The sequence below is a fragment of the Sphingomonas aerolata genome, from assembly GCF_023935825.1.
GTDB lineage: Bacteria > Pseudomonadota > Alphaproteobacteria > Sphingomonadales > Sphingomonadaceae > Sphingomonas > Sphingomonas aerolata.
In genome coordinates this window covers 436,333-461,148 of record NZ_CP098762.1, presented here as the reverse complement: position 1 = coordinate 461,148, position 24,816 = coordinate 436,333, and the positions used below count along the sequence as shown (strand labels likewise).

The 24,816-nt window shown below is 67.2% G+C and carries 27 protein-coding genes; 17 read left to right on the top strand and 10 right to left on the bottom strand.

Annotated features, from left to right (window positions below):
- A complete protein-coding gene (locus NEF64_RS02195) occupies window positions 1–1,227 on the top strand; it encodes an SAM-dependent methyltransferase (protein WP_056406786.1) in 1,227 nt (408 codons plus the stop codon).
- Between the two features lie 158 nt (window positions 1,228–1,385).
- Here the strand turns inward: NEF64_RS02195 and NEF64_RS02190 are convergent, their stop codons facing one another.
- Window positions 1,386–1,775, bottom strand: a complete 390-nt coding sequence (locus NEF64_RS02190) for an EF-hand domain-containing protein (protein WP_031396586.1) — start codon at window positions 1,773–1,775, stop codon at window positions 1,386–1,388.
- Window positions 1,776–1,924: 149 nt separating this feature from the next.
- Here NEF64_RS02190 and NEF64_RS02185 point away from each other — a divergent pair, with 149 nt between their 5' ends.
- Together NEF64_RS02185 and NEF64_RS02180 are read left to right on the top strand one after the other, a co-directional pair.
- Window positions 1,925–3,172 (top strand): argininosuccinate synthase, encoded by a 1,248-nt coding sequence (locus NEF64_RS02185; protein WP_235516398.1) that lies wholly within the window; start codon window positions 1,925–1,927, stop codon window positions 3,170–3,172.
- 119 nt (window positions 3,173–3,291) lie between these two features.
- Window positions 3,292–4,884 (top strand): hypothetical protein, encoded by a 1,593-nt coding sequence (locus NEF64_RS02180; protein WP_056406784.1) that lies wholly within the window; start codon window positions 3,292–3,294, stop codon window positions 4,882–4,884.
- Here NEF64_RS02180 and NEF64_RS02175 read toward each other — a convergent pair.
- From NEF64_RS02175 to NEF64_RS02160, 4 genes are read right to left on the bottom strand one after another with little or no spacing between them, the layout of a single operon-like run.
- Window positions 4,847–5,992, bottom strand: coding sequence for a GNAT family N-acetyltransferase (locus NEF64_RS02175; protein ID WP_056406782.1), 1,146 nt, complete (start codon window positions 5,990–5,992; stop codon window positions 4,847–4,849). The two genes, NEF64_RS02180 and NEF64_RS02175, sit on opposite strands and share 38 nt — an antisense overlap.
- Before the next feature lie 46 nt (window positions 5,993–6,038).
- Entirely contained in the window at window positions 6,039–6,506 is a 468-nt protein-coding gene (locus NEF64_RS02170) for a RidA family protein (RefSeq protein WP_031396590.1), read from the bottom strand.
- A gap of 33 nt (window positions 6,507–6,539) precedes the next feature.
- Window positions 6,540–7,166, bottom strand: coding sequence for a hypothetical protein (locus tag NEF64_RS02165; protein ID WP_056406780.1), 627 nt, complete (start codon window positions 7,164–7,166; stop codon window positions 6,540–6,542).
- On the bottom strand, window positions 7,163–7,444 hold the full coding sequence (locus NEF64_RS02160) for a DUF3572 domain-containing protein (protein WP_031395281.1): 282 nt from the start codon (window positions 7,442–7,444) through the stop codon (window positions 7,163–7,165). Before NEF64_RS02160 ends, NEF64_RS02165 begins: the two co-directional genes overlap by 4 nt.
- 39 nt (window positions 7,445–7,483) lie before the next feature.
- Here NEF64_RS02160 and NEF64_RS02155 point away from each other — a divergent pair, with 39 nt between their 5' ends.
- Complete coding sequence (locus tag NEF64_RS02155) at window positions 7,484–7,846, top strand: response regulator (protein ID WP_031395282.1); 363 nt, start codon at window positions 7,484–7,486, stop codon at window positions 7,844–7,846.
- A 107-nt stretch (window positions 7,847–7,953) separates the two neighbouring features.
- On the opposite strand, the gene rpmG is transcribed toward NEF64_RS02155, so the two are convergent.
- Window positions 7,954–8,121, bottom strand: coding sequence for a 50S ribosomal protein L33 (gene rpmG / locus NEF64_RS02150; RefSeq protein WP_017977469.1), 168 nt, complete (start codon window positions 8,119–8,121; stop codon window positions 7,954–7,956).
- Between the two features lie 205 nt (window positions 8,122–8,326).
- Here rpmG and NEF64_RS02145 point away from each other — a divergent pair, with 205 nt between their 5' ends.
- From NEF64_RS02145 to NEF64_RS02125, 5 genes are all read left to right on the top strand, one after another.
- Window positions 8,327–8,668, top strand: a complete 342-nt coding sequence (locus NEF64_RS02145; RefSeq protein WP_042466204.1) for a hypothetical protein — start codon at window positions 8,327–8,329, stop codon at window positions 8,666–8,668.
- A 33-nt stretch (window positions 8,669–8,701) separates the two neighbouring features.
- The gene (locus tag NEF64_RS02140; protein ID WP_234387466.1) at window positions 8,702–9,256 is read left to right on the top strand and encodes a TMEM165/GDT1 family protein; all 555 of its coding nucleotides are present in this window, start codon (window positions 8,702–8,704) and stop codon (window positions 9,254–9,256) included.
- A 106-nt stretch (window positions 9,257–9,362) separates the two neighbouring features.
- The gene (locus NEF64_RS02135; protein WP_031395539.1) at window positions 9,363–9,860 is read left to right on the top strand and encodes a Dps family protein; all 498 of its coding nucleotides are present in this window, start codon (window positions 9,363–9,365) and stop codon (window positions 9,858–9,860) included.
- 74 nt (window positions 9,861–9,934) lie between these two features.
- Window positions 9,935–10,120 carry a DUF1328 domain-containing protein gene (locus tag NEF64_RS02130; RefSeq protein WP_031395540.1) on the top strand — a complete coding sequence of 62 codons (186 nt, stop codon included), beginning with the start codon at window positions 9,935–9,937 and terminating at the stop codon, window positions 10,118–10,120.
- A gap of 138 nt (window positions 10,121–10,258) precedes the next feature.
- Window positions 10,259–11,869: a cisplatin damage response ATP-dependent DNA ligase gene (locus tag NEF64_RS02125; protein WP_056406778.1), complete on the top strand. Its 1,611-nt coding sequence runs from the start codon at window positions 10,259–10,261 to the stop codon at window positions 11,867–11,869.
- On the opposite strand, the gene NEF64_RS02120 is transcribed toward NEF64_RS02125, so the two are convergent.
- Both NEF64_RS02120 and NEF64_RS19285 read right to left on the bottom strand, forming a co-directional pair.
- Window positions 11,866–12,690, bottom strand: coding sequence for a glutaminyl-peptide cyclotransferase (locus NEF64_RS02120; protein ID WP_082446892.1), 825 nt, complete (start codon window positions 12,688–12,690; stop codon window positions 11,866–11,868). The genes NEF64_RS02125 and NEF64_RS02120 overlap by 4 nt on opposite strands.
- Before the next feature lie 37 nt (window positions 12,691–12,727).
- On the bottom strand, window positions 12,728–13,579 hold the full coding sequence (locus tag NEF64_RS19285; protein WP_056406776.1) for a cold-shock protein: 852 nt from the start codon (window positions 13,577–13,579) through the stop codon (window positions 12,728–12,730).
- Between the two features lie 249 nt (window positions 13,580–13,828).
- On the opposite strand from NEF64_RS19285, the gene NEF64_RS02105 reads away from it, so the two are divergent.
- The 6 genes from NEF64_RS02105 to NEF64_RS02080 all read left to right on the top strand — a co-directional run bounded on the left by NEF64_RS02105 (window position 13,829) and on the right by NEF64_RS02080 (window position 19,542).
- Window positions 13,829–14,449, top strand: coding sequence for a ribonuclease D (locus tag NEF64_RS02105; RefSeq protein ID WP_031396597.1), 621 nt, complete (start codon window positions 13,829–13,831; stop codon window positions 14,447–14,449).
- Between the two features lies 1 nt (window position 14,450).
- On the top strand, window positions 14,451–15,116 hold the full coding sequence (gene lptC / locus NEF64_RS02100) for an LPS export ABC transporter periplasmic protein LptC (RefSeq protein WP_234387468.1): 666 nt from the start codon (window positions 14,451–14,453) through the stop codon (window positions 15,114–15,116).
- A 5-nt stretch (window positions 15,117–15,121) separates the two neighbouring features.
- On the top strand, window positions 15,122–15,667 hold the full coding sequence (locus NEF64_RS02095; RefSeq protein ID WP_056406775.1) for an LptA/OstA family protein: 546 nt from the start codon (window positions 15,122–15,124) through the stop codon (window positions 15,665–15,667).
- 90 nt (window positions 15,668–15,757) lie between these two features.
- A complete protein-coding gene (gene lptB / locus NEF64_RS02090) occupies window positions 15,758–16,552 on the top strand; it encodes an LPS export ABC transporter ATP-binding protein (RefSeq protein ID WP_031438836.1) in 795 nt (264 codons plus the stop codon).
- 4 nt (window positions 16,553–16,556) lie between these two features.
- A complete protein-coding gene (gene rpoN / locus NEF64_RS02085; protein ID WP_056406773.1) occupies window positions 16,557–18,089 on the top strand; it encodes an RNA polymerase factor sigma-54 in 1,533 nt (510 codons plus the stop codon).
- Window positions 18,090–18,150: 61 nt separating this feature from the next.
- Window positions 18,151–19,542, top strand: a complete 1,392-nt coding sequence (locus tag NEF64_RS02080) for a DUF418 domain-containing protein (protein WP_252574575.1) — start codon at window positions 18,151–18,153, stop codon at window positions 19,540–19,542.
- On the opposite strand, the gene NEF64_RS02075 is transcribed toward NEF64_RS02080, so the two are convergent.
- The gene (locus tag NEF64_RS02075) at window positions 19,539–20,537 is read right to left on the bottom strand and encodes a ligase-associated DNA damage response exonuclease (protein ID WP_031438833.1); all 999 of its coding nucleotides are present in this window, start codon (window positions 20,535–20,537) and stop codon (window positions 19,539–19,541) included. The genes NEF64_RS02080 and NEF64_RS02075 overlap by 4 nt on opposite strands.
- A 68-nt stretch (window positions 20,538–20,605) precedes the next feature.
- A complete protein-coding gene (locus tag NEF64_RS02070) occupies window positions 20,606–21,211 on the bottom strand; it encodes a hypothetical protein (RefSeq protein WP_056406772.1) in 606 nt (201 codons plus the stop codon).
- Window positions 21,212–21,312: 101 nt separating this feature from the next.
- Between NEF64_RS02070 and NEF64_RS02065 the strand changes: the two genes are divergently transcribed.
- Window positions 21,313–23,736 carry a ligase-associated DNA damage response DEXH box helicase gene (locus NEF64_RS02065; RefSeq protein ID WP_082446941.1) on the top strand — a complete coding sequence of 808 codons (2,424 nt, stop codon included), beginning with the start codon at window positions 21,313–21,315 and terminating at the stop codon, window positions 23,734–23,736.
- 87 nt (window positions 23,737–23,823) lie between these two features.
- Entirely contained in the window at window positions 23,824–24,783 is a 960-nt protein-coding gene (locus NEF64_RS02060) for an aspartyl protease family protein (protein WP_235516397.1), read from the top strand.
- The last annotated feature ends 33 nt before the right edge of the window (window positions 24,784–24,816 follow it).

Sequence of the window (24,816 nt, the reverse complement as noted above, 5' to 3'; positions counted from 1 at the left end):
ATGGCCCTATTCGATCGCTTTCTCGCCCGGCAGGTAAAAACCGGCGAACTCACGCTGATCCACGCGGACGGTACCACCAAGCAATTCGGCACGCCCGACCCTGCCTACACCCCCGTCACCATCCGCCTGACCGCCCCCGGCGTCGCGGGCGCGATCGTCCGCCACCCGGCGCTGGGCGCGGCGGAAGCGTTCATGGACGGCCGCCTGGTGATCGAGCGCGGCGACATTCGCGACCTCGTCAACCTGCTCAAGGGCAACAGCCCGTGGGAGCGCGGTGGCGGGCTCAATCCGTCGTTGCCGATCAAGCTGCTCGACAAGGTCGTCCACCGCGTCGACCGGGTAAACATGGCACGCCGGTCGAAGAAGAACGTCGCGCATCATTACGACCTGTCCGACCGGCTCTACGACCTGTTCCTCGACGCCGATCGCCAATATTCGTGCGCGTACTTCACCGATGCCGGCAACAGCCTGGAACAGGCGCAGGACGACAAGAAGGCGCATATCGCCGCCAAGCTCGCGATCCAGCCCGGCATGCGCGTGCTCGACATCGGCTGCGGCTGGGGCGGCATGGCGCTGTACCTGCACGCAAAGACCGGGGCCGAGGTCCTGGGTGTCACGCTGAGCGAGGAACAGCTGAAGGTCGCGCGGCGCCGCGCCGAGGAGGCCGGCGTCGCGGACAAGGTGAAATTCGAGCTGATCGACTATCGCGCGCTGACGGGTACGTTCGACCGGATCGTGTCGGTCGGCATGTTCGAGCACGTTGGCCCGCCGCAGTACAAGACGTTCTTCCGCAAGTGCCGCGACCTGCTGAGCGCAGACGGGGTGATGCTGCTCCACACGATCGGCCGCATGGGCGGGCCCGGCGTGACCGACACCTTCACGACCAAGTACATCTTCCCCGGCGGCTACAACCCCGCGCTGTCGGAGATCGTCCGCGGCTATGAGGGGCTGAAGTTCTTCCCGACCGATATCGAGGTGCTGCGCGTGCATTACGCGCTGACGATCGACCATTGGTACGACCGGACGGTGGCGGCAAAGAATGCGATCGTCGCGCTGTATGACGAGCGCTTCTACCGGATGTGGACCTTCTACCTCGCGGGCGCCGCGGCGGCGTTCCGGACCGGGGGGATGGTCAATTACCAGATCCAGCTGTCGAAGAGCCGGATGACGCTGCCGCTGACGCGCGACTATATGATCGAGGGTGAACGGGCGTTGCGCGCGGGCTGATTTCCCGCCGTTCGTCATTCCCGCGGAGGCGGGAATCCAGACTGGCAGGCTCCGGTGATGGAGCCGAAAAGCCAGCCGGTCTGGATCCCCGCCTCCGCGGGGATGACGACTTTACGGGGGGGACTCCGTAGATGGATGCCCCCCCTATAGGCGTGGCCTCAGCGGCTGCCCTGCATCTGCGACTTCGCGGCCGACCGCTCGTCGCCGCCGATCTTGCCGTCCTTGTTCGCGTCATATTTCGCAAAGGTCGCGGCGAGCAGTGCCTGTGCCTCGGGCTGCGTGACCTTGCCGTCCTTGTTGGTGTCGGCGCTGCTGAACCACAGCTCGGCGAGCCGCTTGGCGTGGACCGGATCCGGGCGCCCCGGCCCGACCTTCATCTGGCTGATCCCCGCCTGGACCTCGGCGCGCGTCAGGACGCCGTCCTTGTTGGTATCGCGCGCGGCGAACTCGGCCTTGAACTTGGCGGAAACGGAGGCGCGGGTCTCCTGCGCCAGCGCGGGCGTCGCGAGGCCGGCGAGGACGAACAGGGTAAGCGTTTGACGTAGCACGGTCGGGACACTCCAAATGATCTGGGGGCGCACGTAGCGCGGGTTGGTTGTACGCGCCATGAATGCGGCGGGTTGCATGCTCCGGTTGCATGCAGGGCGTCCAGCGCATAGGGGCGCGGGCATTGGATATTGCCCAAAGGATCTTGCCCGTGACCGATCAGATCAACCGCGCCGCCGGCGACGCCGGCATCAATCGGGTCGTCCTCGCCTATTCGGGCGGCCTCGACACCAGCGTGATCCTGAAATGGCTCCAGCAGACCTACAACTGCGAAGTCGTCACCTTCACCGCGGATCTGGGCCAGGGCGAGGAACTCGAGCCCGCACGCGCCAAGGCCGAGATGATGGGCGTCAAGCCCGAGCACATCTTCGTCGACGATCTGCGCGAGGAATTCGTGCGCGATTACGTGTTCCCGATGATGCGGTCGAACGCGCTGTACGAGGGGCTGTACCTGCTCGGCACGTCGATCGCGCGCCCGCTGATCGCCAAGCGCCAGATCGAGATCGCCCGGATGGTCGGCGCCGACGCCGTCAGCCACGGCGCGACCGGCAAGGGCAACGACCAAGTCCGCTTCGAGCTCGGCTATTATGCGCTGTCGCCCGACATCAAGGTGATCGCACCGTGGCGCGAATGGGACCTGACCAGCCGCTCCAGGCTGATCGAATTCGCCGAACAGCACCAGATCCCGGTCAGCAAGGACAAGCGCGGCGAGGCACCCTTCTCGACCGATGCGAACATGCTCCACACCTCGTCCGAGGGGCTGGTGCTCGAGAATCCGTGGGACGAGGTGCCGGACTATGTCTATTCGCGCACGGTGAACCCCGAGGACGCGCCTGACGTCCCCGAGTACATCACGATCGATTTCGAGCGTGGCGACGGCGTCGCGATCAACGGCGAGGGGATGAGCCCGGCGACGTTGCTGTCGACGCTCAACGACTATGGCCGCCGTCACGGCATCGGCCGTCTCGACCTGGTCGAGAACCGCTTCGTCGGCATGAAGAGCCGCGGCATGTACGAGACGCCAGGCGGGACCATCTATCACCTCGCGCATCGCGGCATCGAGCAGCTGACGCTCGACCGTGGCGCCGCGCATCTGAAGGACGAGCTCGCGCCGCGCTATGCCGAGCTGCTGTACAACGGCTTCTGGTTCTCGCCCGAGCGCGAAATGCTGCAGGCCGCGATCGATCACAGCCAGGAAAAGGTCTCGGGCACCGTCCGGCTGAAGCTCTACAAGGGCGGCGTGTATGTGGTCGGCCGCAAGTCGCCCAATTCGCTCTATTCGGAAAAGGTCGTGACGTTCGAAGACGATCAGGGCGCCTATGACCAGCGCGACGCGGCCGGCTTCATCAAGCTGAACGCACTGCGCCTGCGCCTGCTGGGCCGCCGCGACCAGGTGTGAGCGATACCGGCTCCCGCCCCCCGACGCTCGGGGGCCGGGAGCCCTGGCGGTGTATTCCGTCGCAATGCGGCGCGGTCGGCGCTTGTCGAATGCCCCCCTGCGGCGCTAGGCGTCGAGGGATGGCGCGGGGGACAACAACGGAACTTCACTGGTGGCAGACGCGCACGTTCGTCGCGTGCGTCGCGCTGGCATCGATCATCCCGCTGCTGTGGCCGGAGGTGCCGCCGCTGGTCGATCTGCCCGGGCATATGGGGCGCTACCGCGTCCAGCTCGCGATCGGCGACAATCCCTGGCTCAGCCAATGGTATGATTTCCGCTGGCAGCTGATCGGCAATCTCGGCATCGACCTGTTGATCGTGCCGCTTGCGCCGATCTTCGGGTTGCAGCTCGCGGTGAAGCTGATCGTCATGGCGATCCCCGCGCTGACCGTCACCGGACTGCTGTGGATCGCGCGCGAAGTGCATGGCCGGATCCCGGCGACCGCGCTGTTCGCGCTGCCGCTCGCCTATAGCTATCCGTTCCAGTTCGGCTTCGTGAACTTCGCGCTGGCGATGGCGCTCGCGCTCAACATGTTCGCGCTGTGGCTCCGCCTCGGACGGCTCGAGCGGCTGCGGTTGCGCACGATCCTGTTCGTGCCCGGATCCTGCCTGCTCTGGCTGTGCCATACCTTCGGCTGGGGCGTGCTGGGCGTGCTCGCCTTCTCCGCCGAGCTGATCCGCCAGCACGACATCCGCAAGACCGGGGTGCGCGGCGAAGGCGCGATCAAGGGCTGGGTTGGCGCGTTCATCCGCGCCGGGCTCAGCTGTATCCCGCTGGCGCTGCCGATGGTGATGATGGTGCTGTGGCGGTCGGGCGACCACGTCACCGGCAAGACGCAGGACTGGTTCAACTGGCGCTGGAAGATGAACTGGATCACGATGGTCCTGCGCGATCGCTGGATGGCGTTCGACATCGCGTCGGTCACCGTGCTGTTCGTCATCCTGTTCCGCGGCGTGCGCGACCAGACCATCGAATATTCGCGCAACCTCGCGCTGTCCGCGCTGTTCCTCGCGCTCGTCTATATCCTGTTGCCGCGGATCGTGTTCGGCTCGGCCTATGCCGACATGCGTCTCGCGCCGTTCATGCTGGCGTTCGCGATCATCGCGCTGCGCCCGCGCAACCGCCTGTCGCTGCGCGGCGCCGCGACGCTGGCAGTGCTGGGGTTCAGCTTCTTCGCGGTCCGGCTGGCGGGCACCACGATCAGCTTCCTGATCTATGACCGGTCCTACGACCAGGCGATCGCCGCGATCGACACCGTGCCCGAGCGCGCACGCGTGGTTTCGTTCGTCGGGCGCCGCTGTCGCGACGACTGGGCCTATTCGCGGCTCGAGCATGTCCCGGCGCTGCTGCTCGAGCGGCGGCTGGCCTTCACCAACGACCAGTGGTCGATGGCCGGCGGACAGCTGATGACGACGCGCTATCCCATCGCGCGCGGCTTCGCGCATGATCCGTCCGAAATCGTTACAGATATCCGCTGTCGTGGCCAGTTCTGGCGGCCGATCGCGATGGCGCTGGAGCATTTCCCGCGCGACGCGTTCGATTATGTCTGGCTGATCCACCCGCCGGCGTTCGACCCCGCGCTGATCCGCGACCTGACCCCGATCCGCCGCGACGGCACCAGCGTCCTGTACAAGGTCAACCGGTCGGCGGTTCCGCCCGCCGAAACGGAGTAAGCTCGCCGAGATACTCGCGGTCGGAGGCGACTGCCTCGCGCTCGCGGACGAGGAAGTCGGCGATCGCGCGACGGAAGCCCAGATCCGGGATGTAATGCGCGGAATAGGTCGCGACCGGCGCATAGCCGCGCGCGAGCTTGTGTTCGCCCTGTGCGCCCGCCTCGACCCTCGTCAGCCCGCGCGCGATCGCCGCATCGATCGCCTGGTAATAGCAGAGCTCGAAATGGAGGAACGGCACCTCCTCGGTCGCGCCCCAATAGCGGCCGTAGAGCGTGTCCGCACCGATCAGGTTGAGCGCCCCCGCGATCGGCACGCCGTCGCGCTCGGCGAGGATCAGCAGGACGCGGTCGCCCATCGTCTGGCCGATCTCATCGAAAAAGCCGCGCGTCAGATAGGGCTGGCCCCATTTGCGGCTGCCCGTGTCCTGGTAGAAGACCCAGAATGCGTCCCAGTGCGCGGGCGTGATCTCCGCGCCCGTCAGATGGCGGATCGTCAGCCCCTCGACCGCGGCGGCGCGCTCCTTGCGGATCGCCTTGCGCTTGCGGCTGGCGAGCGCGGCGAGGAAATCGTCGAAGCTCGCATAGCCGTCATTGGTCCAGTGGAACTGCGTGCCCTGACGGATCAGCCATCCGGCGGCCTCGAACAGCGCGACCTCGGCTGGAGCGATGAAGGTCGCATGCGCGGAGGACAGACCGCTCTGATCGGTCACCGCCTCGAGCGCGGCGATCAGCGCGGGCGCGACCGCCGGGTCGCGCAGGAGCAGCCGTGGGCCGGGTACCGGGCTGAACGGCGCGGCAATCTGCAATTTGGGGTAATACTGCCCCCCTGCCCGCTCCCACGCATCGGCCCAGCCCTGGTCGAAGACATATTCGCCCTGGCTGTGGCTCTTGGCATAAGCGGGCGCGATGCCGGCCGGCCTGCCGTCGTCGCCATCGACGACCACCGGCAGCGCCTGCCACCCCGATCGTCCACCGACGCTTCTGGACGCCTCGAGCGCGGCGAGGAAGGCGTGGCCGACGAACGGATTCGCGTCGCCGGCGCAGGCGTCCCAGTCCTCCGCCGCGATCGAGGTAACGCCTTGGGCGATGCGGGCGGTGATGGCTGTCATGCGCTCCTAAAATAGGCGCGCAGGCGTCAGGCTCAAGCGTCTGGGCTCAAGCGGCCGAGACCTGGACGATCGCATCGATCTCGACCGCGGCACCCAGCGGCAGCACGGGAACGCCGACGGCCGAGCGGGCATGCTTGCCGGCCTCGCCGAACAGCTGGACCATCAGGTCGGATGCGCCGTTCGCGACCTTGGGCTGATCGGTGAAGTCGCCGTGCGAATTGACGAACACGCCGAGCTTCACGATCCGCTCGACGCGGCCGAGCGAGCCGAGCGCCGCCTTCATCTGCGCGACCAGCATCAGCGCGCAGCGCTGCGCCGCGTCCTGCCCGTCCTCGAGCGACACGCCGTCGCCGAGGCGGCCGGTGACGATCTGGCCATCCTTGAACGGCAGCTGGCCGGAGATGTGGAGCAGCCCGTTCGCCTCGACGGCGGGAACATAGGATGCGACGGGGGCGGCGGCCTGCGGCAGCGTCAGGCCAAGCTCTTCGAGCTTGCGGTCGATACGATCGGTCATGTGCGCGGTCTCACCACAGCCACGGGGGGCGGGTCAAGCGTCCGCGGGCACCCCGGCGGCGAACCGCGCGGCGATCCAGGCCTGCGCCTCGCGCCAGTCGTCGATCCGGGCATGCGCGGCGGGCGCCCTGGGCACCGCCCCCGCCAGCGTCGGCTCGGACACCATGTGCAGCCGGTGGACGCCCGGCGCATGCCGCGCGACCGATTCGTGATGCACCGCAAGGTCGTCGACGAACACCGTGACGGGGTTGCCATATTCGGCGACCAGCCGCGCGACGGGGTCGCCCTTGCCGCCCTGGTTGCACTCGACACGGTGGGCGATGTCGAACGCGGCGAGCTGCTCGATCCGCGGCAGGCGACATTCGTCCTGCAAATTGGTCAGGATCACGATGTCCGCGATCTCGGCGAGCGTCGCGAGCGCCTCGCGGGCATGCGGCACCAAAGTCTGGCGGTGCATCTCTGCAGGAAAGAACCCGCCGAGCAGTGCCCACATGTCCTCGCGCGTGGGCGCGGGCCCGCCGTCGCGGCGCGTCATGCTGTTGGCGAAATCGCCGTGGCCAATCTCGAAATCGATATCATGCGCCTCGTCGAGCCAGGTGCCGAAATGCTTGACCATGTGGAGCAGCACTTCGTCGCAATCGCTGATCAGCAGCGGCTTCATGCCTCGAACCCCGGATCGAGCGTCATCCGCGCGCGGACCAGCGCCTCGGGCCTGATGCCGAGCGTTTCGGCGCAGGCGACAAGATCGGGTTCGTGCGATTCGAGGAAACCGAGTACCGCCGCGAGCACGGCGGGCTCCCCTGCCCGCGTGCGCAGGTCGGCAGGGTCGAGTCCGGTCACCGACAACAGGCGCATCGCTCGGTCCGGCTCGCTCAGCGTCCATACCAGGGCTTGCAGCGCCAGGGCCTCAGCGTCTTCATTTGTAACGGCGCCGCGCATTGCCTATTGTCATCCTTCTTGAAACGAATGGTGGCTCGCGTGGCAAAGAAGGTGCTCGTTGTCGAGGACAACGAACTCAACCTGAAACTATTCTGCGACCTTTTGCGGGCGCATGATTACCTTGCCGAACCTGTACGCGACGGGCGCGAGGCGGTGATGCGGGCGCGCGAATTCGCCCCCGACCTGATCATCATGGACATCCAGATGCCGCACGTCACCGGCTATGAGATCATTCTTGAGCTCAAGGCCGACGACGTGCTCAGCACGATCCCGGTGATGGCGGTCACGGCCTATGCAGGTCGCGAGGACGAGGACCGGATCCGTGCCGCGGGCGCGGACGCCTATATCTCGAAGCCGATCAGCCTCGCCCGCTTCATGGAAGCGGTGCGCGCGTTCGTCTGAACGAACTGCGAGGCCCGCCGCGCAGGAACGCCAAAGGCCGCGGGTATTGCTACCCGCGGCCTTGCGATCGCATCGTAAACGCGCGACGGCATCGCCGCCGCGTCGACTTACTTGATCTTGGCTTCCTTGAACTCGACATGCTTGCGCACGACGGGATCATACTTGCTGAACGAGAGCTTCTCGGTCTTCGTGCGGGGATTCTTCTTGGTGACGTAGAAGAAGCCGGTGTCCGCGGTGCTGACGAGCTTGATCTTGACGGTAGTCGGCTTGGCCATGAGCCCGATCCTTAAGGCTGAAAATGCTAGGGCGGCAGCACGCATGCCACCGCCCGATCTGTCGCGGCGCATGGCGCATGCTGCCGGCCAAGTCAACCATATCACCCCATATTCGCCCCGGAATCCCGCATCACAGGGTGTTTAACCGCATCTTTATCGGCATGGGCGCATGATGCATCCCATAAGAAAGACAGGAGGCGGGATCATGGGGCAGGTTGCCGAGCGAGTCGCGGAATTCCAGGATCTGGCGCTGGTAAAGGCCGAGCTTGCGGCCCGGATCGCCGCGATCGACGTCCGCGCGCCCTATACCCGCGCGACCGATCTCGCGCCCGATATCGACGCGATCCGCCTGATCGCGCATCGCAACGGCATGAACCCCGCGGTGACCGTCACGCACTTCATCGATTCGGCACTGTCGCGCGGCGAACATGGCGCGCTGGTCCACGGCTGGCTGATGACGCTGAGCGACGCGATCTACAGCGAGCGGCAGGACGTCCAGGCCTGCCATGTCTTTGCCGCCGCCTGTTCGGTGCGGCTCGCGGGATGACCCGCGCATGACGCGTTAGCGATGGACGCGCTGATGGCGGCGCTCGTAGCCGCCGCGCTGGCGCAGGTCGGCGATCGAACCGCGTGGCTCGCCGCGATCCTGTCCGATCGGTATCGCAAGCCGCAGCTGGTGATCCTCGCGGCGGCGTTCGCGCTGCTGCTCGCCGGCAGCCTGGCGGTCGCGGGCGGGATCGCGGTCGCGCCGCTGCTGACCCCCAATGCGCGCCAGCTGATGCTGGCGCTGGCGCTGACCCTCCAGGGCGGCGGTGCGGTGCTGCCGGTCAAGGCGCCCGATCCACTGCGCGGGTGGCGGACCGGCGCGGTCGCCACCACCATGCTCGGGCTGTTCATCCTCGCGTTCGGCGACGGCATACAGTTCATCGTGGTCGCCCTCGCGCTTCGCAGTGCCGTACCGATGCTGGCCGCGATCGGCGCGACGATCGGATCGCTGGTGGTGATCGTCCCCGCGGCGATGATGGGTGAAGCCGCGTGGCGCCGATGGCCGCTCGCCCGACTGCGCACCGGCATCGGGCTGATATTCGTGATCCTGGGGGTCATTCTGGGCCTGAGCGCTGCGCGATTGATCTAGCGGAGCGATCACTCAGATGAGGAATGGCGCATGCGCGACGGGAGCATTTCAGCTATCGCTTCGTTGACGCAACGATCCACAGACATTCCCATGCATGGAGTTTTCGATGCCCGCCACCAACCCCGCACTCGACACGCCCACCGATCTCGTCAGCAACAGCACGAAGACGGTTGCCGAGGCGCTCAATGCCTCGCTCGCCGATTGCTATGCCTTGTATCTGAAGACCAAGAACTTTCACTGGCACATGTCGGGTCCGCATTTCCGTGACTATCATCTGTTGCTCGATGACCAGGCGGCACAGATCCTGGGCGTGACCGATGCGATCGCCGAGCGCGTCCGCAAGACCGGCAACACGACTCTTCGCTCGATCGGCGACATTTCGCGCCGTCAGAGCATCCCTGACAATGACAAGGATTTCGTCGGACCGACCGAAATGCTCGCCGAGCTGCGCGAAGACAATCTGAAGCTCGTCGAACAGTTCCGGATCGTCAAGGACGCCGCCGACGAGGCCAAGGACAATGCCACCAGCGGCATCGTCGACGAGTGGACCGATCAGGCCGAGGAGCGCGCCTGGTTCCTGTTCGAAGCCAGCCGCAAGGCCTGAATCCCGGCGCCCGTCCCGCCCGTGTCGGAACTGACATGGGCGGGACGGGTTCTGTCAGGAACAGGAGAATGCCCATGTTGAAGCTCGCCATCACCTTCTTGATCATCGGCCTCGTGCTGGCCCTGCTCGGATTTGGCGGCGTCGGCGGGGCGTTTATCGGCATCGCCAAGGTGCTGTTCTTCATCGCGATCGCGCTGTTCGTGATCTTCCTGGTGCTCGGTCTGCTGGCCGGCAAGGGAATCAAGAACGCGATCGACTGACGCGACGACATCGCATCGGCCCGCGCCGATGCCACGATAAGGCCCTCGCCGGTAACGGCGGGGGCCTTTTTGATGTAACGCCCGCAGCGACGTGGACGCCGGCCCGGAGCCGAGTGCCGGGCAGCGCGTTGTCGGATCATGCATGCTTTCGCCGCGCTCCTCGATGCCCTCACCTATACGCGGTCGCGCAATGCGAAGCTGAAGCTGATCGGCGATTATCTGCGCGTGACGCCGGACCCCGATCGTGGCTGGGCGATGGCGGCGCTGACCGGCGATCTCGATCTGCCGGGCGTCAAATCGGCGGTCATCCGCGGGTTGATCGAGGACCGGGTCGATCCCGTCCTCTTCCGGATGAGCCGCGATTATGTCGGCGATACCGCCGAGACCGTCGCCCTGCTGTGGCCCGAGCCCGAGCCCTTGGGGCCGGATCCGGTGCCGGCCGAACCGCTGTCGATCTCGCAGGTGGTCGACCGGCTGATGACGCTGTCGCGCGCCGAGGCGCCGGCGGCGCTTGCCGCGATGCTCGATCGCTCGGATGCGGAGGAGCGCTTCGCCCTGCTCAAGATGGCGACCGGCGGGCTGCGGATCGGCGTTTCGTCGCGCCTCGCGAAGACCGCGCTGGCGGACGCCTTCGGGCTCGACGTCGATGCGGTCGAGGAGGTGTGGCACGGGCTGGCAGCCCCCTATCCGACGCTGTTCGCCTGGGCGGAGGGGCATGGCGCGCAACCGACACCCGCCAACGTCCCCGTCTTCCGTCCCTTCATGCTCGCCCATGGTCTGGAGGATCTGCGCGTCGACCTGGCCGACTATGCGGCGGAGTGGAAATGGGACGGGATCCGCGTGCAGATCGTCCATGTCGCGGGCGAAACGCGACTCTACAGCCGGACCGGCGACGACGTGACCGCGAGCTTCCCCGAAATCGCCGCCGCCTTCGTCACGCCGGGGACGGTCGACGGCGAATTGCTGGTCAAGGGCGAGCATCAGGGCGGCACGCTGGAGGAGGGCGGCGGGGCAGCCAGCTTCAACGCGCTGCAGCAGCGGCTGGGGCGCAAGACCGTGTCGGCGAAGATGCTGGCCGAGTATCCGGCCTTTGTCCGCCTCTATGACCTGTTGATCGATGGCGACGAGGATCTGCGCGCACTGCCCTGGACCAAGCGACGCGCACGGCTCGAGGCGTTCATGCCGCAGCTCGATGCCGAGCGCTTCGACCTGAGCCAGGTCATCGATGCGGCAGACTTCACCGCGCTCGAGGCGGTGCGCGCGAGTGCGCGCGACTCGGCGATCGAGGGCGTGATGCTCAAGCGCCGCGACTCGCCCTATGTCGGCGGGCGCCGCGTCGGGCTGTGGTATAAATGGAAGCGCGACCCGCTCACCGCGGATTGCGTGATGATGTACGCGCAGCGCGGCAGCGGCCGGCGGTCCTCCTATTATTCGGACTATACCTTTGGCTGCTGGACCGAAGAGGGCGAGCTGCTGCCGGTCGGCAAGGCCTATTCGGGGATCACCGACGAGGAGCTGCGGATGCTCGATTCGTTCGTCCGCAAGAACACGCTCAACCGCTTCGGGCCGGTGCGCGAGGTCGCCAAGACGATGGTGCTCGAAATCGCATTCGACGCGCTGCAGGAATCGAAGCGGCACAAGTCGGGGATTGCGATGCGCTTCCCAAGGATCGCGCGGATCCGGACGGACAAGCCCGCGGCCGAGGCCGACCGGATCGACACGCTCCGCCGGATGATCCCCGCACCCTAGCCGTTGATCCGGATCTCGAACAGCGTCGGCCAGAGCTTGCCGGTGACGAACAGCCGCTTTTTTGCGGCATCCCAGGCGATGCCGTTGAGCACCGCGTCGCGGTCGCGGGCGCCGATCTCGGCGACCAGCGGACGCAGGTCGATGATCGCGGTGACGCGGCCGGTGCCGGGGGCGATGCGGACGAGATATCCCGTCTGCCAGACATTGGCGAGGATCGCGCCATCGACATATTCGAGTTCGTTGAGCTGCGTCAGCGGACGCCCGTCGATCGTCACGCCGATCCGGCGACGTTCGGCGAGTGTCCTGGGATCGCGCAGGATCAACGACGCGCTGCCGTCGGACTGGATCAGGCCGTCCTTGTCGCTCGTCAGGCCCCAGCCCTCCCCCGCATAGCGGTTGGTGCCGGTCGGCTTGAGCGTCCGGGCATCCCAGCGGTGCGCGATGCCGTCATGCCAAGTCAGGCTGATCAGCTCGTTCTTCCACAGGCCGAGCCCCTCGCCGAACTGTGCCGGATCGATCCGCCGGCGCGCGACGATACGACCATCGAGAAGCGTGACGCGGCGGACATCGGACTGCCCCTCCTTGCCCGTGCTCTCGTAGAGCGCGCCGTCGTGCCACAACAGGCCTTCGGTGAATGCCGTCGCATCGTGGGGATAGCGGGCCACGATGCTGACCGACAGGATCGGCACGGCTGGCGCGGGCGCAGAAGCGGGCAATGTGCGCGTAGCGGGCTGGGGCGCCGTTGCGCCCTGCGCCAGAACGGCAACGGCCGGCCCCGCAAGTGCGAGACCGGCCGCTATCAGGCTGTGTCCGATCGTCATGTTGGTTCGAAAAACCCCGATGACCGGACGGACGGGATTAGCCGCCTGCGCTCAGGTTGACCGCTGCATACTTGCCGCGACGATCGACTTCGAGCTCGAACTCGAGCTTGTCGCCCTCGTTCAGCGTCGCCATGCCGGCACGCTCGACCGCCGAGATGTGCACGAATGCGTCAGGCTGGCCGTCATCGCGCTGAATAAAGCCGAAGCCCTTCATCGCGTTGAAGAACTTGACCGTACCCGTTGCCTTCTCACCGGTCAGCTGGCGCTGCGGCGCGCCGCCTGCACCACGATCGGCACCGCCACGGGGTGCACCCGGGCCGGCATCGCGATCACGCGGCGGACCACGATCGGTCACGGCCATTGGCTCGCCATCGATCTTGAGATCGGTTGCCGAGATGCGGCCACCGCGATCGACGAGCGTGAAGCCGAGCGGCTGACCCTCGGCGAGAGCGACCATGCCGGCCTGCTCGACTGCGCTGATGTGGACGAACACGTCCTCGCCGCCGTCATCGCGAACGACGAAGCCGAAGCCCTTCTGTGCGTTGAAGAACTTTACGACGCCGGTGCCTTCACCAACGACCTGGGGGGGCATGCCGCGCCCGGCGCCACCGCCGCCGCCGCCGCTGAAGCCGCCGCCACCGCCGCCGCCGCGGTAACCACCGCCGCCACCGCCGCCGCCGCCGAAGCGATCACCGCCGCCGCCGAAGCTGCTGCCGCCGCCGTAGCTGCTGCCACCGCCACCATAGCTGCTGCCGCCGCCGCCGAACCGGTCACCGCCGCCGCCGAAGCTGCTGCCGCCGCCGAAATCGTCGCTGCCGCCGCCGAAGCTGTCGCGCTTGTCGCGGCCACGCCCGCCACGGTTCCCGCGGCCACCTTTATCGAAACCCATAAGCCCTGATCGTCTTCCCGGTTCGCCCGCAAAATCTCTCCAAAAGCCGGCGTGTCCGGACGACGAACGCGGGCCCTCGGGCGCGAAACCTTTTGCGCCTTGGGGAAGGGCATAGCGCAAAAATCAAGCTATCGCGAACAGAATCTTGTCCGCTTGCCCCATTGGCGATGATCGCGGCAAAAGCATGGCGTACCCGCGTCATCGCGGAGGACCATTGAGCAAGGCGCCCCCGACCGCTAGGGCCACCGCATGACAGTGTATCTTCATGAAGGCGACATCCCGTCCGGGATCTTCGCACCGGGCGCCTCGATCGCCGTCGACACCGAGACCATGGGCCTCATCACGCCGCGCGACCGGCTCTGCGTCGTGCAGCTGTCGGATGGTGGCGCGGACGAACATCTCGTCCGGTTCGCGGCCGACAGCGACTATGCGGCGCCCAACCTCAAGGCGCTGCTCGCGGATCCGGAGCGGCTGAAACTCTACCATTTCGGACGATTCGATATCGCCGCGGTCCAGCATTATCTCGGCGTCGTCGCGGCGCCGGCCTATTGCACCAAGATCGCGTCGCGACTCGTCCGGACCTATACCGACCGGCACGGCCTCAAGGAGCTGGTCCGCGAACTGCTGGGCCAGGACGTGTCGAAGCAGCAGCAATCCTCCGACTGGGGGAGCCCGCAGCTCAGCGAGGCGCAGAAGGACTATGCCGCGTCCGACGTTCGCTTCCTGCACCGGATGAAGGAAGAGCTCGACAAGCGGTTGATTCGCGAAGGCCGCATGGAGCTCGCGCAGAAATGCTTCGACTTCCTGCCGACCCGTGCCGCGCTCGATCTCGCCGGATGGCCCGAGATCGACATCTTTGCGCATGCCTGACATGACCATGGCGCCCCCGTCCGACGCATCGGCGAAGACGATCCGGCAGGCCCGCTCGCCGCGTCAGGTCTGGGCGGCGCCGGGCAGCCGCCACGACCGCGTCGTCGGACTGGCGCGACTCGGCCTGCCGACCGCGATCGGCGTGCTGACCGCATTCCTTGTGATGGCGCCGCTGACCGCGGGCGGCGACGTATCGTTCGTGCTCGACAAGAACAAGGTCGAGGTCGCGCAGGAGCGCATGAAGCTGCAGGCCGCGCAATATCGCGGGCAGGATTCGAAGGGCCAGGCGTTCACGCTCGACGCCCGCTCGGCGATCCAGAAGAGTTCGGCCGAACCGATCGTGCAGCTCAACACGCTGAGCGCGCAGCTCCAGCTCGCCGACGGCCCCGCCAACATCAAGGCGAATTCCGGGCGCTACGACATGGACACCGAGAAGGTGCAGCTGAACGGCCCGCTCAACGTCACCGCTCCCAACGGCTATGACCTGAAAACCACCAATGCGACGCTCGACATGCGCGCGCGGACGATGGACAGCGGCAGTGCGGTGACGGGAACGGTGCCGCAGGGCGTGTTCAGTGCAAACAAGCTGCATGCCGATCTGGAAGCCCGCACCGTCAGGCTCGACGGCAATGCGCGCTTGCGGATCGTGCCGCGAGGGCCGAAATAGCCGCCATGCGCCTCATACCAAGCTCCGTCCTCCTGATGCTCTCCGCGCTCGCGGCGACCGGCGTCTCCGCGCAACGTGCGCACAACTCGAACGCGCCGATCGATTTCGGCGCGGATCATATCGAGCTTCAGGACAAGGCGAACCGCGCCGTGCTGAGCGGGGGCGTGTCGGTCAAGCAGGCGGACATGACGCTGAATTCGGCGCGGATGACGGTGGCCTATACCGGCGAAGTGGTCGGCGGGAACCCGCAGGTGTCGCGCCTCGACGCGTCGGGCGGCGTGACGGTGCGCCGGCCGGACCAGACCGCGAAGAGCCAATATGCGATCTACGACCTCAACCGGCGGGTGATCACGATGCTCGGCGCGGTGACGCTGACCCAGGGTGGCAACACCGTGAATGGCGGGCGGCTGACGATGAACCTCGACACCGGCCGCGCGGTGATCGACGGATCGTCGGTCCGCGGCAGCGGCGGCGCAACCGCCAGCGGCGGCACCGTGACCCAGACGGGCGGGCGCGTGACGGGCACCTTCTCGGTTCCCAAGCGCAACTGATCCGATGCGCGCACCGCCGGTCATCCGCGAACCCCGCCAGCCGACCGCCGGCCGCTTTCACCCGCCCGCCCTCAGCAAGGCCAAAGCCTGATGGATGCCCCCACGCTGCCCCCGATCGAAACCCCCGGCCCGCACGGCGACGCGATCGTCGAAGCGCCGACGACCAACGGCCTTCAGGTCGTGTCGATCGCCAAATCCTATGACAAGCGCACCGTCCTGACCGATGTGTCGGTGTCGGTCGGGCGTGGCGAGGTGGTCGGGCTGCTCGGGCCGAACGGCGCCGGCAAGACGACGTGCTTCTATTCCGTGATGGGGCTGGTGAAGCCCGATTCGGGCCGGATCATGCTCGACGGCGACGATATCACGCGCCTGCCCATGTATCGGCGCGCGATCCTGGGTCTTGGCTATCTGCCGCAGGAAACCTCGATCTTCCGCGGGCTGACGATCGAGAAGAACATCCTGACGGTGCTCGAGCTGTCCGAGCCCGACAAGGCGGTGCGCGAGCGCAAGCTGAACACGCTGCTCGAGGAGTTCGGGCTGACCCGGCTGCGCGCCGCGCCCGCGATGGCGCTGTCGGGCGGCGAGCGGCGCCGGGCGGAGATCGCCCGCGCGCTGGCCGCCGAGCCGTCGATCATGCTGCTCGACGAACCGTTTGCGGGCATCGATCCGATCTCGATCGCCGACATTCGCGACCTCGTGAAGGATCTCAAGCGCCGCGACATCGGCGTGCTGATCACCGACCACAATGTCCGCGAGACGCTCGACATCGTCGACCGCGCCTACATCATCTACGATGGCCGCGTGCTGTTCTCAGGCAGCCCGGCCGAACTGGTCGCCGACGCGAACGTCCGCCGCCTCTATCTGGGCGAGGGCTTCTCGCTCTAGTGTCATGAGCCTCGCGCCTCGCCTGGACCTTCGCCAATCGCAGTCGCTGGTGATGACCCCGCAATTGCAGCAGGCGATCAAGCTGCTGGCGTTGTCGAACCTGGAGATCGAGGGGTTCATCGCCGAGGAGATCGAGCGCAATCCGCTGCTCGAGGCGGGCGCCGCGGACGATGGCGACAGACCCGACCGCGACGCCGGGCCGGAACCCGACGACGCCGCCCCCCGCGACGCCCCCCGTGACGAACGCGTCGCCGCTGACGAGTTGGTGAGCGGCAGTGTCGGCAGCGACGAGCCCGCGCTCGACATCGACTATGCAACCGAGAGCCACCATCAGGACAGCGTCGCCGACGGTGGCAGCGGCACCGACGGCGCGCTGTCGATGAGCGGGGCCGGCGCGGGCGGTGGCAGCGATGGCGAGGGGAACGGTCTCGATCTGGACGGCTTTGCCGATACCGGGCTCAGCCTTGCCGATCATCTGCTGGCGCAGGCGGGCCCCGCGATCGCCGCGGATGATGCGTTCGTCGCGGCGCATCTGATCGACCAGATCGACGAGGCGGGGTATCTGACCATACCGCTGCTCGAAATCGCCAACCGGCTGGGCGTCGCGCTCGCCCGGGTCGAGCATGTCCTCGCGGTGATCCAGACCTTCGACCCGACCGGGGTGGGCGCGCGCGACCTTGCCGAATGCCTGACGATCCAGGCGCGCGAGGCGGACCGCTATGATCCCTGCATGGCGCGGCTGATCGACAATCTCGACCTGCTGGCGCGCGGCGAGATCGGACGCCTGAAACGGCTGTGTCAGGTCGACGACGAGGACATGGCGGACATGATCCGCGAGCTGCGCGGCTATGATCCGAAGCCCGGATGCCGGTTCGGCGGCGAACCAAGCCACGCGGTCGTGCCCGACCTGTTCGTCGCGCGGACCAAGACCGGCTGGAGCATCGAGATCAACACCGCGACGCTGCCGCGCATCCTCGTCAACCGCAGCTATTACACCGAACTGGCGCGGGGAGAGCAGGACAAGGCGTCGAAGGCGTGGCTCAGCGAGTGCCTCGCCAGCGCGAACTGGCTGGTCAAGGCGCTCGACCAGCGGCAGCGCACGATCATTAAGGTCGCGACCGAGATCGTGAAGCAGCAGGAGGCGTTCTTCCTCCACGGCGTCGCACATCTCAGGCCGATGACGCTGCGGATGGTCGCCGACGCGATCGAGATGCACGAATCGACCGTCAGCCGCGTGACCAGCAACAAATATGTCTCGTGCGGGCGCGGCCTGTACGAGCTGAAATATTTCTTCACCTCGGCGATCCAGTCGGCGGACGGCGGCGATGCGGTGTCGGCGCAGGCCGTCAAGAGCGCGATCAAGGCGCTGATCGCGAACGAGGGTGCCAAGATCCTGTCCGACGATACTTTGGTGGAATTGCTCGACGGCAAGGGCTTCGACATTGCCCGGCGCACCGTTGCCAAATATCGCGAGGCGCTCGGCATCGGCAGTTCGGTACAACGCCGCCGCGCCCGCGCGCTCGAGGGCACTGGCTGACGCTTGCCTTCGCACCGGATCGGCGTAGCGTCCGGCTTGCATCACGGGGGGGCCCAGACCGATGAACGACCTTTCCGCCAGCCGTGATGGCGACGCCGAGCGCGTCGCGACGTCGCCACCGATGACCGCGGCCGAGCCCGATGGCGCGCCGCGCATCGCGGTGCTCGATATCCTGCGCGGGATCGCGATCCTGGGCATCCTGTTCATGAACATCAACGACATGGGCGGGTCGCTCTACGCGTCGTTCGACGATATCCGGCATTTCGGCTGGACGACGCAGGACCAGATCGCCTGGTGGCTGCGCGAGGTGATCGCCAACGGGACCGCGCGCTGCATGCTCGAGATGCTGTTCGGCGCCGGGATGGTGATCCTGACCGACCGCGCCGCGCAGCTGGCGGGGACGCGCGTGGTGATGAAGCGCTATTATGCGCGCAACCTGCTGCTGTTCGCGTTCGGCGTGGTGCACATCCTCATCCTGCTGTGGCCGGGCGACATCCTCCACACCTATGGCCTCGCGGCGCTGATCGCCTTCCTGTTTCGCGGGCTGCGACCCCGCCTGCTTCTGACCATCGGCCTGTCGGCGGCGGCGCTGCAGTTCGCGGGTGGCACCTATGGCTATATGTCCACGGCGCAGACCCAGGCGCAGGTCGCCGCGATCGAGAGCGCGCAGCGCGCCGGGCGACCGGTCACCGCCGCGGACCGCACGCTGCTGACCAAGGTCGCCGAGGGAGCTGCAAGACGCGCTAAAACCAAAGCCGAGGATGCTGCGCGGATCGCCGCCGAGGACAAGGCGCGTACGGGCAGCTTCATGACCTGGGCGGCGTATCAGTGGAGCGTCATCGCCTATCTGCAGAGCCGTGGGCTCGAGCTGGTGTTCGTGTGGGAAGCGGCCGGCGTGATGCTGATCGGCGCGGCGCTGTACAGGCTCGGCATCCTGCAGGGCGGACGATCGCGCGCCTTCTACGGGCGGATGACGCTGGTCGCTTACGGGATCGCGATCCCGCTGCGGATGATCGGCGCGGCGGAGCAGATGCGCTTCGACACCGCGCCGAAGACGCTCTGGGCGACCGCGGAGGTCAGCCGGCTGACGATGACGCTCGGCCATGTCGGCGCCGTCCATCTGCTGGTCGGGACGATCGTCGGCGCGCGGCTGTTGCGCCCCTTCGCTGCCGCCGGCCGGACCGCGCTGTCGCTCTACGTGCTGCAGACGATCATCGGCCTGTGGATCCTGTTCCCGCCCTTCGCGCTGGGGCTGTACGGCCAGTTCGGCTGGGCGGCGCTGATGGGAATCGCGCTGGCGATCAATATCGGCCTGTTGTGGCTCGCCAATGCCTATCTGCGCGCGTTCAATATCGCACCGGTCGAATGGGCGTGGCGGTCGCTGCTCGAGCGGCGTCGGCTGCCGTGGCGCAGGCCCCGCGCCGTGCACGCCGCACGGACGGTATCCGCCTAGTCGTCCTCGTCCTCGAACCCGACCAGCGCCAGCGCGCGTGCCTTGATCTGGCGGGTCATGCACCAGTGGACGAGCGCGTCCTCACGGCCATGCGTGACCCATACTTCGCGCGGTGCGATCTCGGCGAGCGTGTCGATGAGCTCGTCCCAGTCGGCATGGTCGCTGAGGATCAGCGGCAGCTCGACATTCTTCTGCCGCGCGCGCCCGCGGACGCGCATCCAGCCGCTGGCCATCGCGGTGATCGGGTCGGGCAGCCGCCGCGACCAGCGATCGTTGAGCGCGCCGGGTGGGCACATCACGACATGCCCCGCCATGTCGGCCTTCTTGGCGTCCGCAACCGGCAGCAGGGTGCCGAGACGGACGCCGTGATCGGCGTAGAGATCGCACAGCCGCTGGAGCGCACCATGAATGTAGATCGGCGCCTCGTGCCCGCGCGCGCGAAGTTCGGCGATCACGCGCTGCGCCTTGCCGAGCGCATAGGCCCCGACCAGCACGCAGCGGTCGGGATTGGCGTGCAATGCGGCGATCAGCTTGTCGATCTCGTCGCCGGTATCGGGGTGGCGAAAGACCGGCAGGCCGAAGGTCGCCTCGGTGACGAACACGTCGCATTTGACGGGCTCGAACGGCGTGCAGGTCGGATCGCTCCGCCGCTTGTAATCGCCCGAGACGACGACCCGTTCGCCGCGATAGTCGAGCACGATCTGCGCCGAACCCAGGACATGGCCGGCGGGGACGAAACCGATATCGACCTCGCCCATGCGGATCGTCTCGCCATAGGCGACCGGATGACCCGATTGCGGACCATAGCGCGCGTCCATGATCGCCAGCGTCTCGGGCGTCGCCCAGACCGCGGCATGGCCGCCGCGCGCATGATCCGCATGACCGTGCGTGACGAGCGCCCTTTCGCTCGGGATCGACGGATCGATCCACGCGTCGATCGGCTTGACGAGGATGCCGTGCGGGTGCGGTTCGAGCCAGTCGCCGAGTTTTGCCATCACGCTACTACGCCCGAGCCGCGGCTGCGGTGCCACGCGTGGCAGCAGAGCGGCACATACGCGGCCGTCTAGCGCCGCCGGCCGACCTTGACCGACTTCAGGATCGCATCCATCCGCGCCGCGGCGACCGCCTGGGTCGGTGCATTGCGCGGCGGCGGCGATCCCGCCTTGGCCGCATAGGTGATCCGGTCGACCGCGTAGCAGGTGCCGCCAATGACGCTGCGCAGCGTGAGCGCTCGGACCTGCTGGCTCATCCCGGCATCGCCCGTCTCATAGGTCGTCCAGCGCTGACCGCCGAGCGTGCGATCGGCGAGGCGGCGGCTGTTCGCCGATGTCAGCCCGTCGGTGGTGCAGCGCGCGATCACCGCCGTGCTCCGGCTGAAGCCGACCTGGATCATCTCGGTCACCTGCCCCTGCCCGTCGGTCGGCTTTGCGACCTGCCAGAACCGGACGATGCCGACGCCCCGCCCGGGCAGCGTGCCGTCCCACATCGTCCGCCAGCCGCTGGTCATCAACGCGCGACCTGCAAAGTTGCGCGTCGGGGTCAGGGTCGACGGATAGGCGAGGCGAACGGTGCCGCCTGCGCCGACGAACTTCTGCGTCGCTGCCGTCGCATTGGCAAAGGGCAACAGCGCGATCAGGGACAGCGGCGCGAGATGGCGAAGAATCGACAAGGTTGGTCTTTCACAGGCTAAACAGATCGATGGTCCGACAAATTGCCGACCGGGTGAGCGCCGTCCATGGCGTTGCGGCATAGTGCACCCATATGACGACCATGCGTGAACAGGCCGTGAGCGACCTTCCCCCCCAACTTGACGACTGGTTTGCGACACGGGGCTGGCGGCCGCGCCGGCATCAGACTGACATGCTGGCGCAGGGGCGCGCCGGGCACCACGCGCTGCTGGTCGCGGCGACGGGGGCCGGCAAGACGCTCGCTGGCTTCCTGCCGACGCTCGCCGAGTTGATCGAGGAGCCGACCAGCGGGCTCCACACGCTCTATGTCTCGCCGCTGAAAGCGCTCGCGGTCGACGTCCAGCGGAACCTGCTGACGCCGATCGAGGAGATGGGCGTCGACATCCGCGTCGAGACTCGCACCGGCGACACGCCGTCGGACCGCAAGGCGCGGCAACGCGTGAAACCGCCGCAGATCCTGCTGACGACGCCCGAATCGCTCTCGCTGCTGCTGAGCTATCCCGACAGCATCACGATGTTCGAGGGCATCCGCACGATCGTGATCGACGAGGTCCATGCGTTTGCGACCGGCAAGCGCGGCGACCTGCTTTCGCTGTGCATGGCGCGGTTGCAGACAATCTCGCCAGGCATGCGCCGCGTCGCGCTGTCCGCGACGGTCGCGGATGCCGACGGCTATCGCGCCTGGCTCGCCCCCGACGGCGATATCGACCAGGTCGCGATGGTGCAGGGCGAGGCGGGCGCGGACCCGAACATCGCGATCCTGCTGCCCGAGGGGCGCATTCCCTGGTCGGGCCATTCGGGCCGCTATGCCGCCGAGCAGGTGATGGCGGAGATCGAGAAGCATGCGACGACGATCGTGTTCTGCAACACGCGCAGCCTCGCCGAGCTGATCTTCCAGGATCTTTGGAAGGTGAACGCCAATACGCTGCCGATCGGCGTCCATCACGGCAGCCTCGCGCGCGAGGCGCGGCGCAAGGTCGAGGGCGCGATGGCGGAGGGCAAGCTGCGCGCGCTGGTCGCGACCGCCAGCCTCGACCTCGGCGTCGATTGGGGCAATGTCGACTGCGTGATCCAGATGGGCGCGCCCAAGGGTTCGTCGCGGCTGCTCCAGCGCATCGGCCGCGCCAATCACCGGCTCGACGAGGCGAGCAAGGCGATCCTCGTCCCCGGCAACCGCTTCGAATATCTCGAGGCGCGCGCGGCGCTCGACGCGGTCGAGGCGGGCGAGCTCGATCCCGACCTGTTCCGCGTCGGCGCGCTCGACGTGCTGGCGCAGCATGTGATGGCGTGCGCCTGCGCCGCGCCGTTCCGCGAGGAGGATTTGCTCGACGAGGTCCGCTCGGCCCTCCCTTATTCCGCGCTGCCGGCCGAGACGTTCTCGCGCGTGCTCGGCTTCATCAGCGACGGCGGCTATGCGCTCAAGGCCTATGACCGGTTCAAGCGGCTGACGCAGGATGCGGACGGCACATGGCGGATCAGCCACCCCAAGTTCATCGGCCAGCACCGGCTGAACGCCGGGATCATCGTCGAGGCGACGATGCTCAACGTGCGGTTCGGCAATGGCCGCGCGCTCGGCCGCGTCGAGGAAGGCTTCGCGGCGCAGCTCAGCCCCGGCGACACCTTTTTCTTCGCCGGGCTCAGCCTTGAAGTCATCAAGATGGACACCGAGGACCTGGTCGTCCGCGCGACCTCCAAGCCTGCGCGGATCCCTACCTATGGCGGCAGCCGGATGCCGCTATCGACCAACCTCGCCGACCGCGTCCGCGGCTTCCTCGCGCATCCCGGCGAATGGGCGCGCTTTCCCGACGACGTGCGCGAATGGCTTGAATATCAGCGGTTGCGCTCGGTCCTGCCCGAACCCGGGCAGCTGCTCGTCGAGACCTTCCCGCGCGAGGGGCGGCATTACATGGTCGCCTACAGCTTCGAGGGGTGGAACGCGCACCAGTCGCTCGGCATGCTGATCACCCGGCGGATGGAGACGCAGGGGCTCAAACCGCTCGGCTTCGTCGCGAACGACTATGCGCTGGCGGTGTACGGGATCGACAAGATCACCGACCCGGCATCGCTGTTCTCCGCCGATATTCTCGAACATGAGTTCGTCGACTGGGTGCAGCAATCGCATCTGCTCAAACGCGCGTTCCGCGAGGTCGCGGTGATCGGCGGGCTGGTCGAGCGCCAGCACCCCGGCAAGCGCAAGACCGGGCGACAGGTCACCTTCTCGACCGACCTGATCTATGACGTGCTGCGCAAATACGAGCCGACGCATTTGCTGCTGGAAGCCGCCTGGGCGGATGCGCGGGCGCGAATGACCGATGTCGGGCGACTGGCCGGGCTGCTCGACCGTGCGGCGGAAACGATGCTGCATGTCGATCTCGAGCGCGTGACGCCGCTCGCGGTGCCGATCCTGACGCTGATCGGGCGCGAGAAGGTCGCCACCAACACGTCCGACGACGCCCTGCTGATCGAGGCGGAGGCGCTGGCGGCCGAGGCGATGCGGATCGACTGAACGGACGCGCGACGAACCAGGGACGAACGACTTGTCGTCCGTCGGTTTCGGGCGCAGCATCGGATCATGCGCAGGTGGTCAGGCCCGGTGTTGCTCATCATCGCTGCCCCGGCTGCGGCCCAGCAGTCTGCCCCCGACCCTATCTCGCAACCCGCCGCCCCGCCCGCTTATGCTGCGCCGGTCGATGATGCAGCATCTGCAGCAAACACGGTGATGCTGTTCGGGCAGGACGAGAGCAGGATGACCGTGCCCGTGTCGATCGCGGGCACCAGTCCGCAGAAGTTCGTCGTCGATACCGGCGCACAACGCACTGTGATCTCACGCGAGCTTGCGGCGGTGTTGCGGCTTGCGCCCGGCCGGATCGTCCGCGTCACGGGCATGACCGGATCGGACAGCGTCGCGACCGTGATCATCCCGGCGCTGCGGGTCGGCACGATCGACAGCCCGGCAATCGAAGCGCCCGCAATCGCCGCGCAGAATCTGGGCGCGCTGGGGCTGCTGGGGATCGACACGCTGCAGGGACGTGCGGTGGGAATCGATTTCGACACCCGCACGATGACCGTGACGCCCGCGCGCCGGCGCAACCGCCGCGAGCGGACCGAGCGGACCGAGCGGGGCGAGATCGTCGTCCGGGCACGCAGCCTGTTCGGCCAGCTCGTCGTCACCGACGCCTATTGCAACGGCGTCCGGATCCGCGTGATCATCGATACCGGGTCATCGGTCAGCATGGGCAATGCCGCGTTGCGCCGCAAGCTGTTGCGCAAGCCGGTCCGGTCGCAATCGATCGCGCTGACCGGTGTTACCGGACAGACGGTGATGGCGGACTATTCGACGATCGATCGCGTCATGATCGGCAGCCTGACGATCACCAGCCTGCCGATCGCGCTGACGGCCGTCGACGCCCCGCCCTTTCGCCAGTTCGGGCTGGCGGACCGGCCCGCGATCCTGCTCGGCATGGATGCGCTGACGTTGTTCCGGCGCGTCGACATCGACTTTGCCAATCGCGAGGTGCGGCTTGCCCTGCCGCGCAATGTCACGCCGCGTTGAGGTTGCGTGATCGATCATTCGCTGCAACGCTGC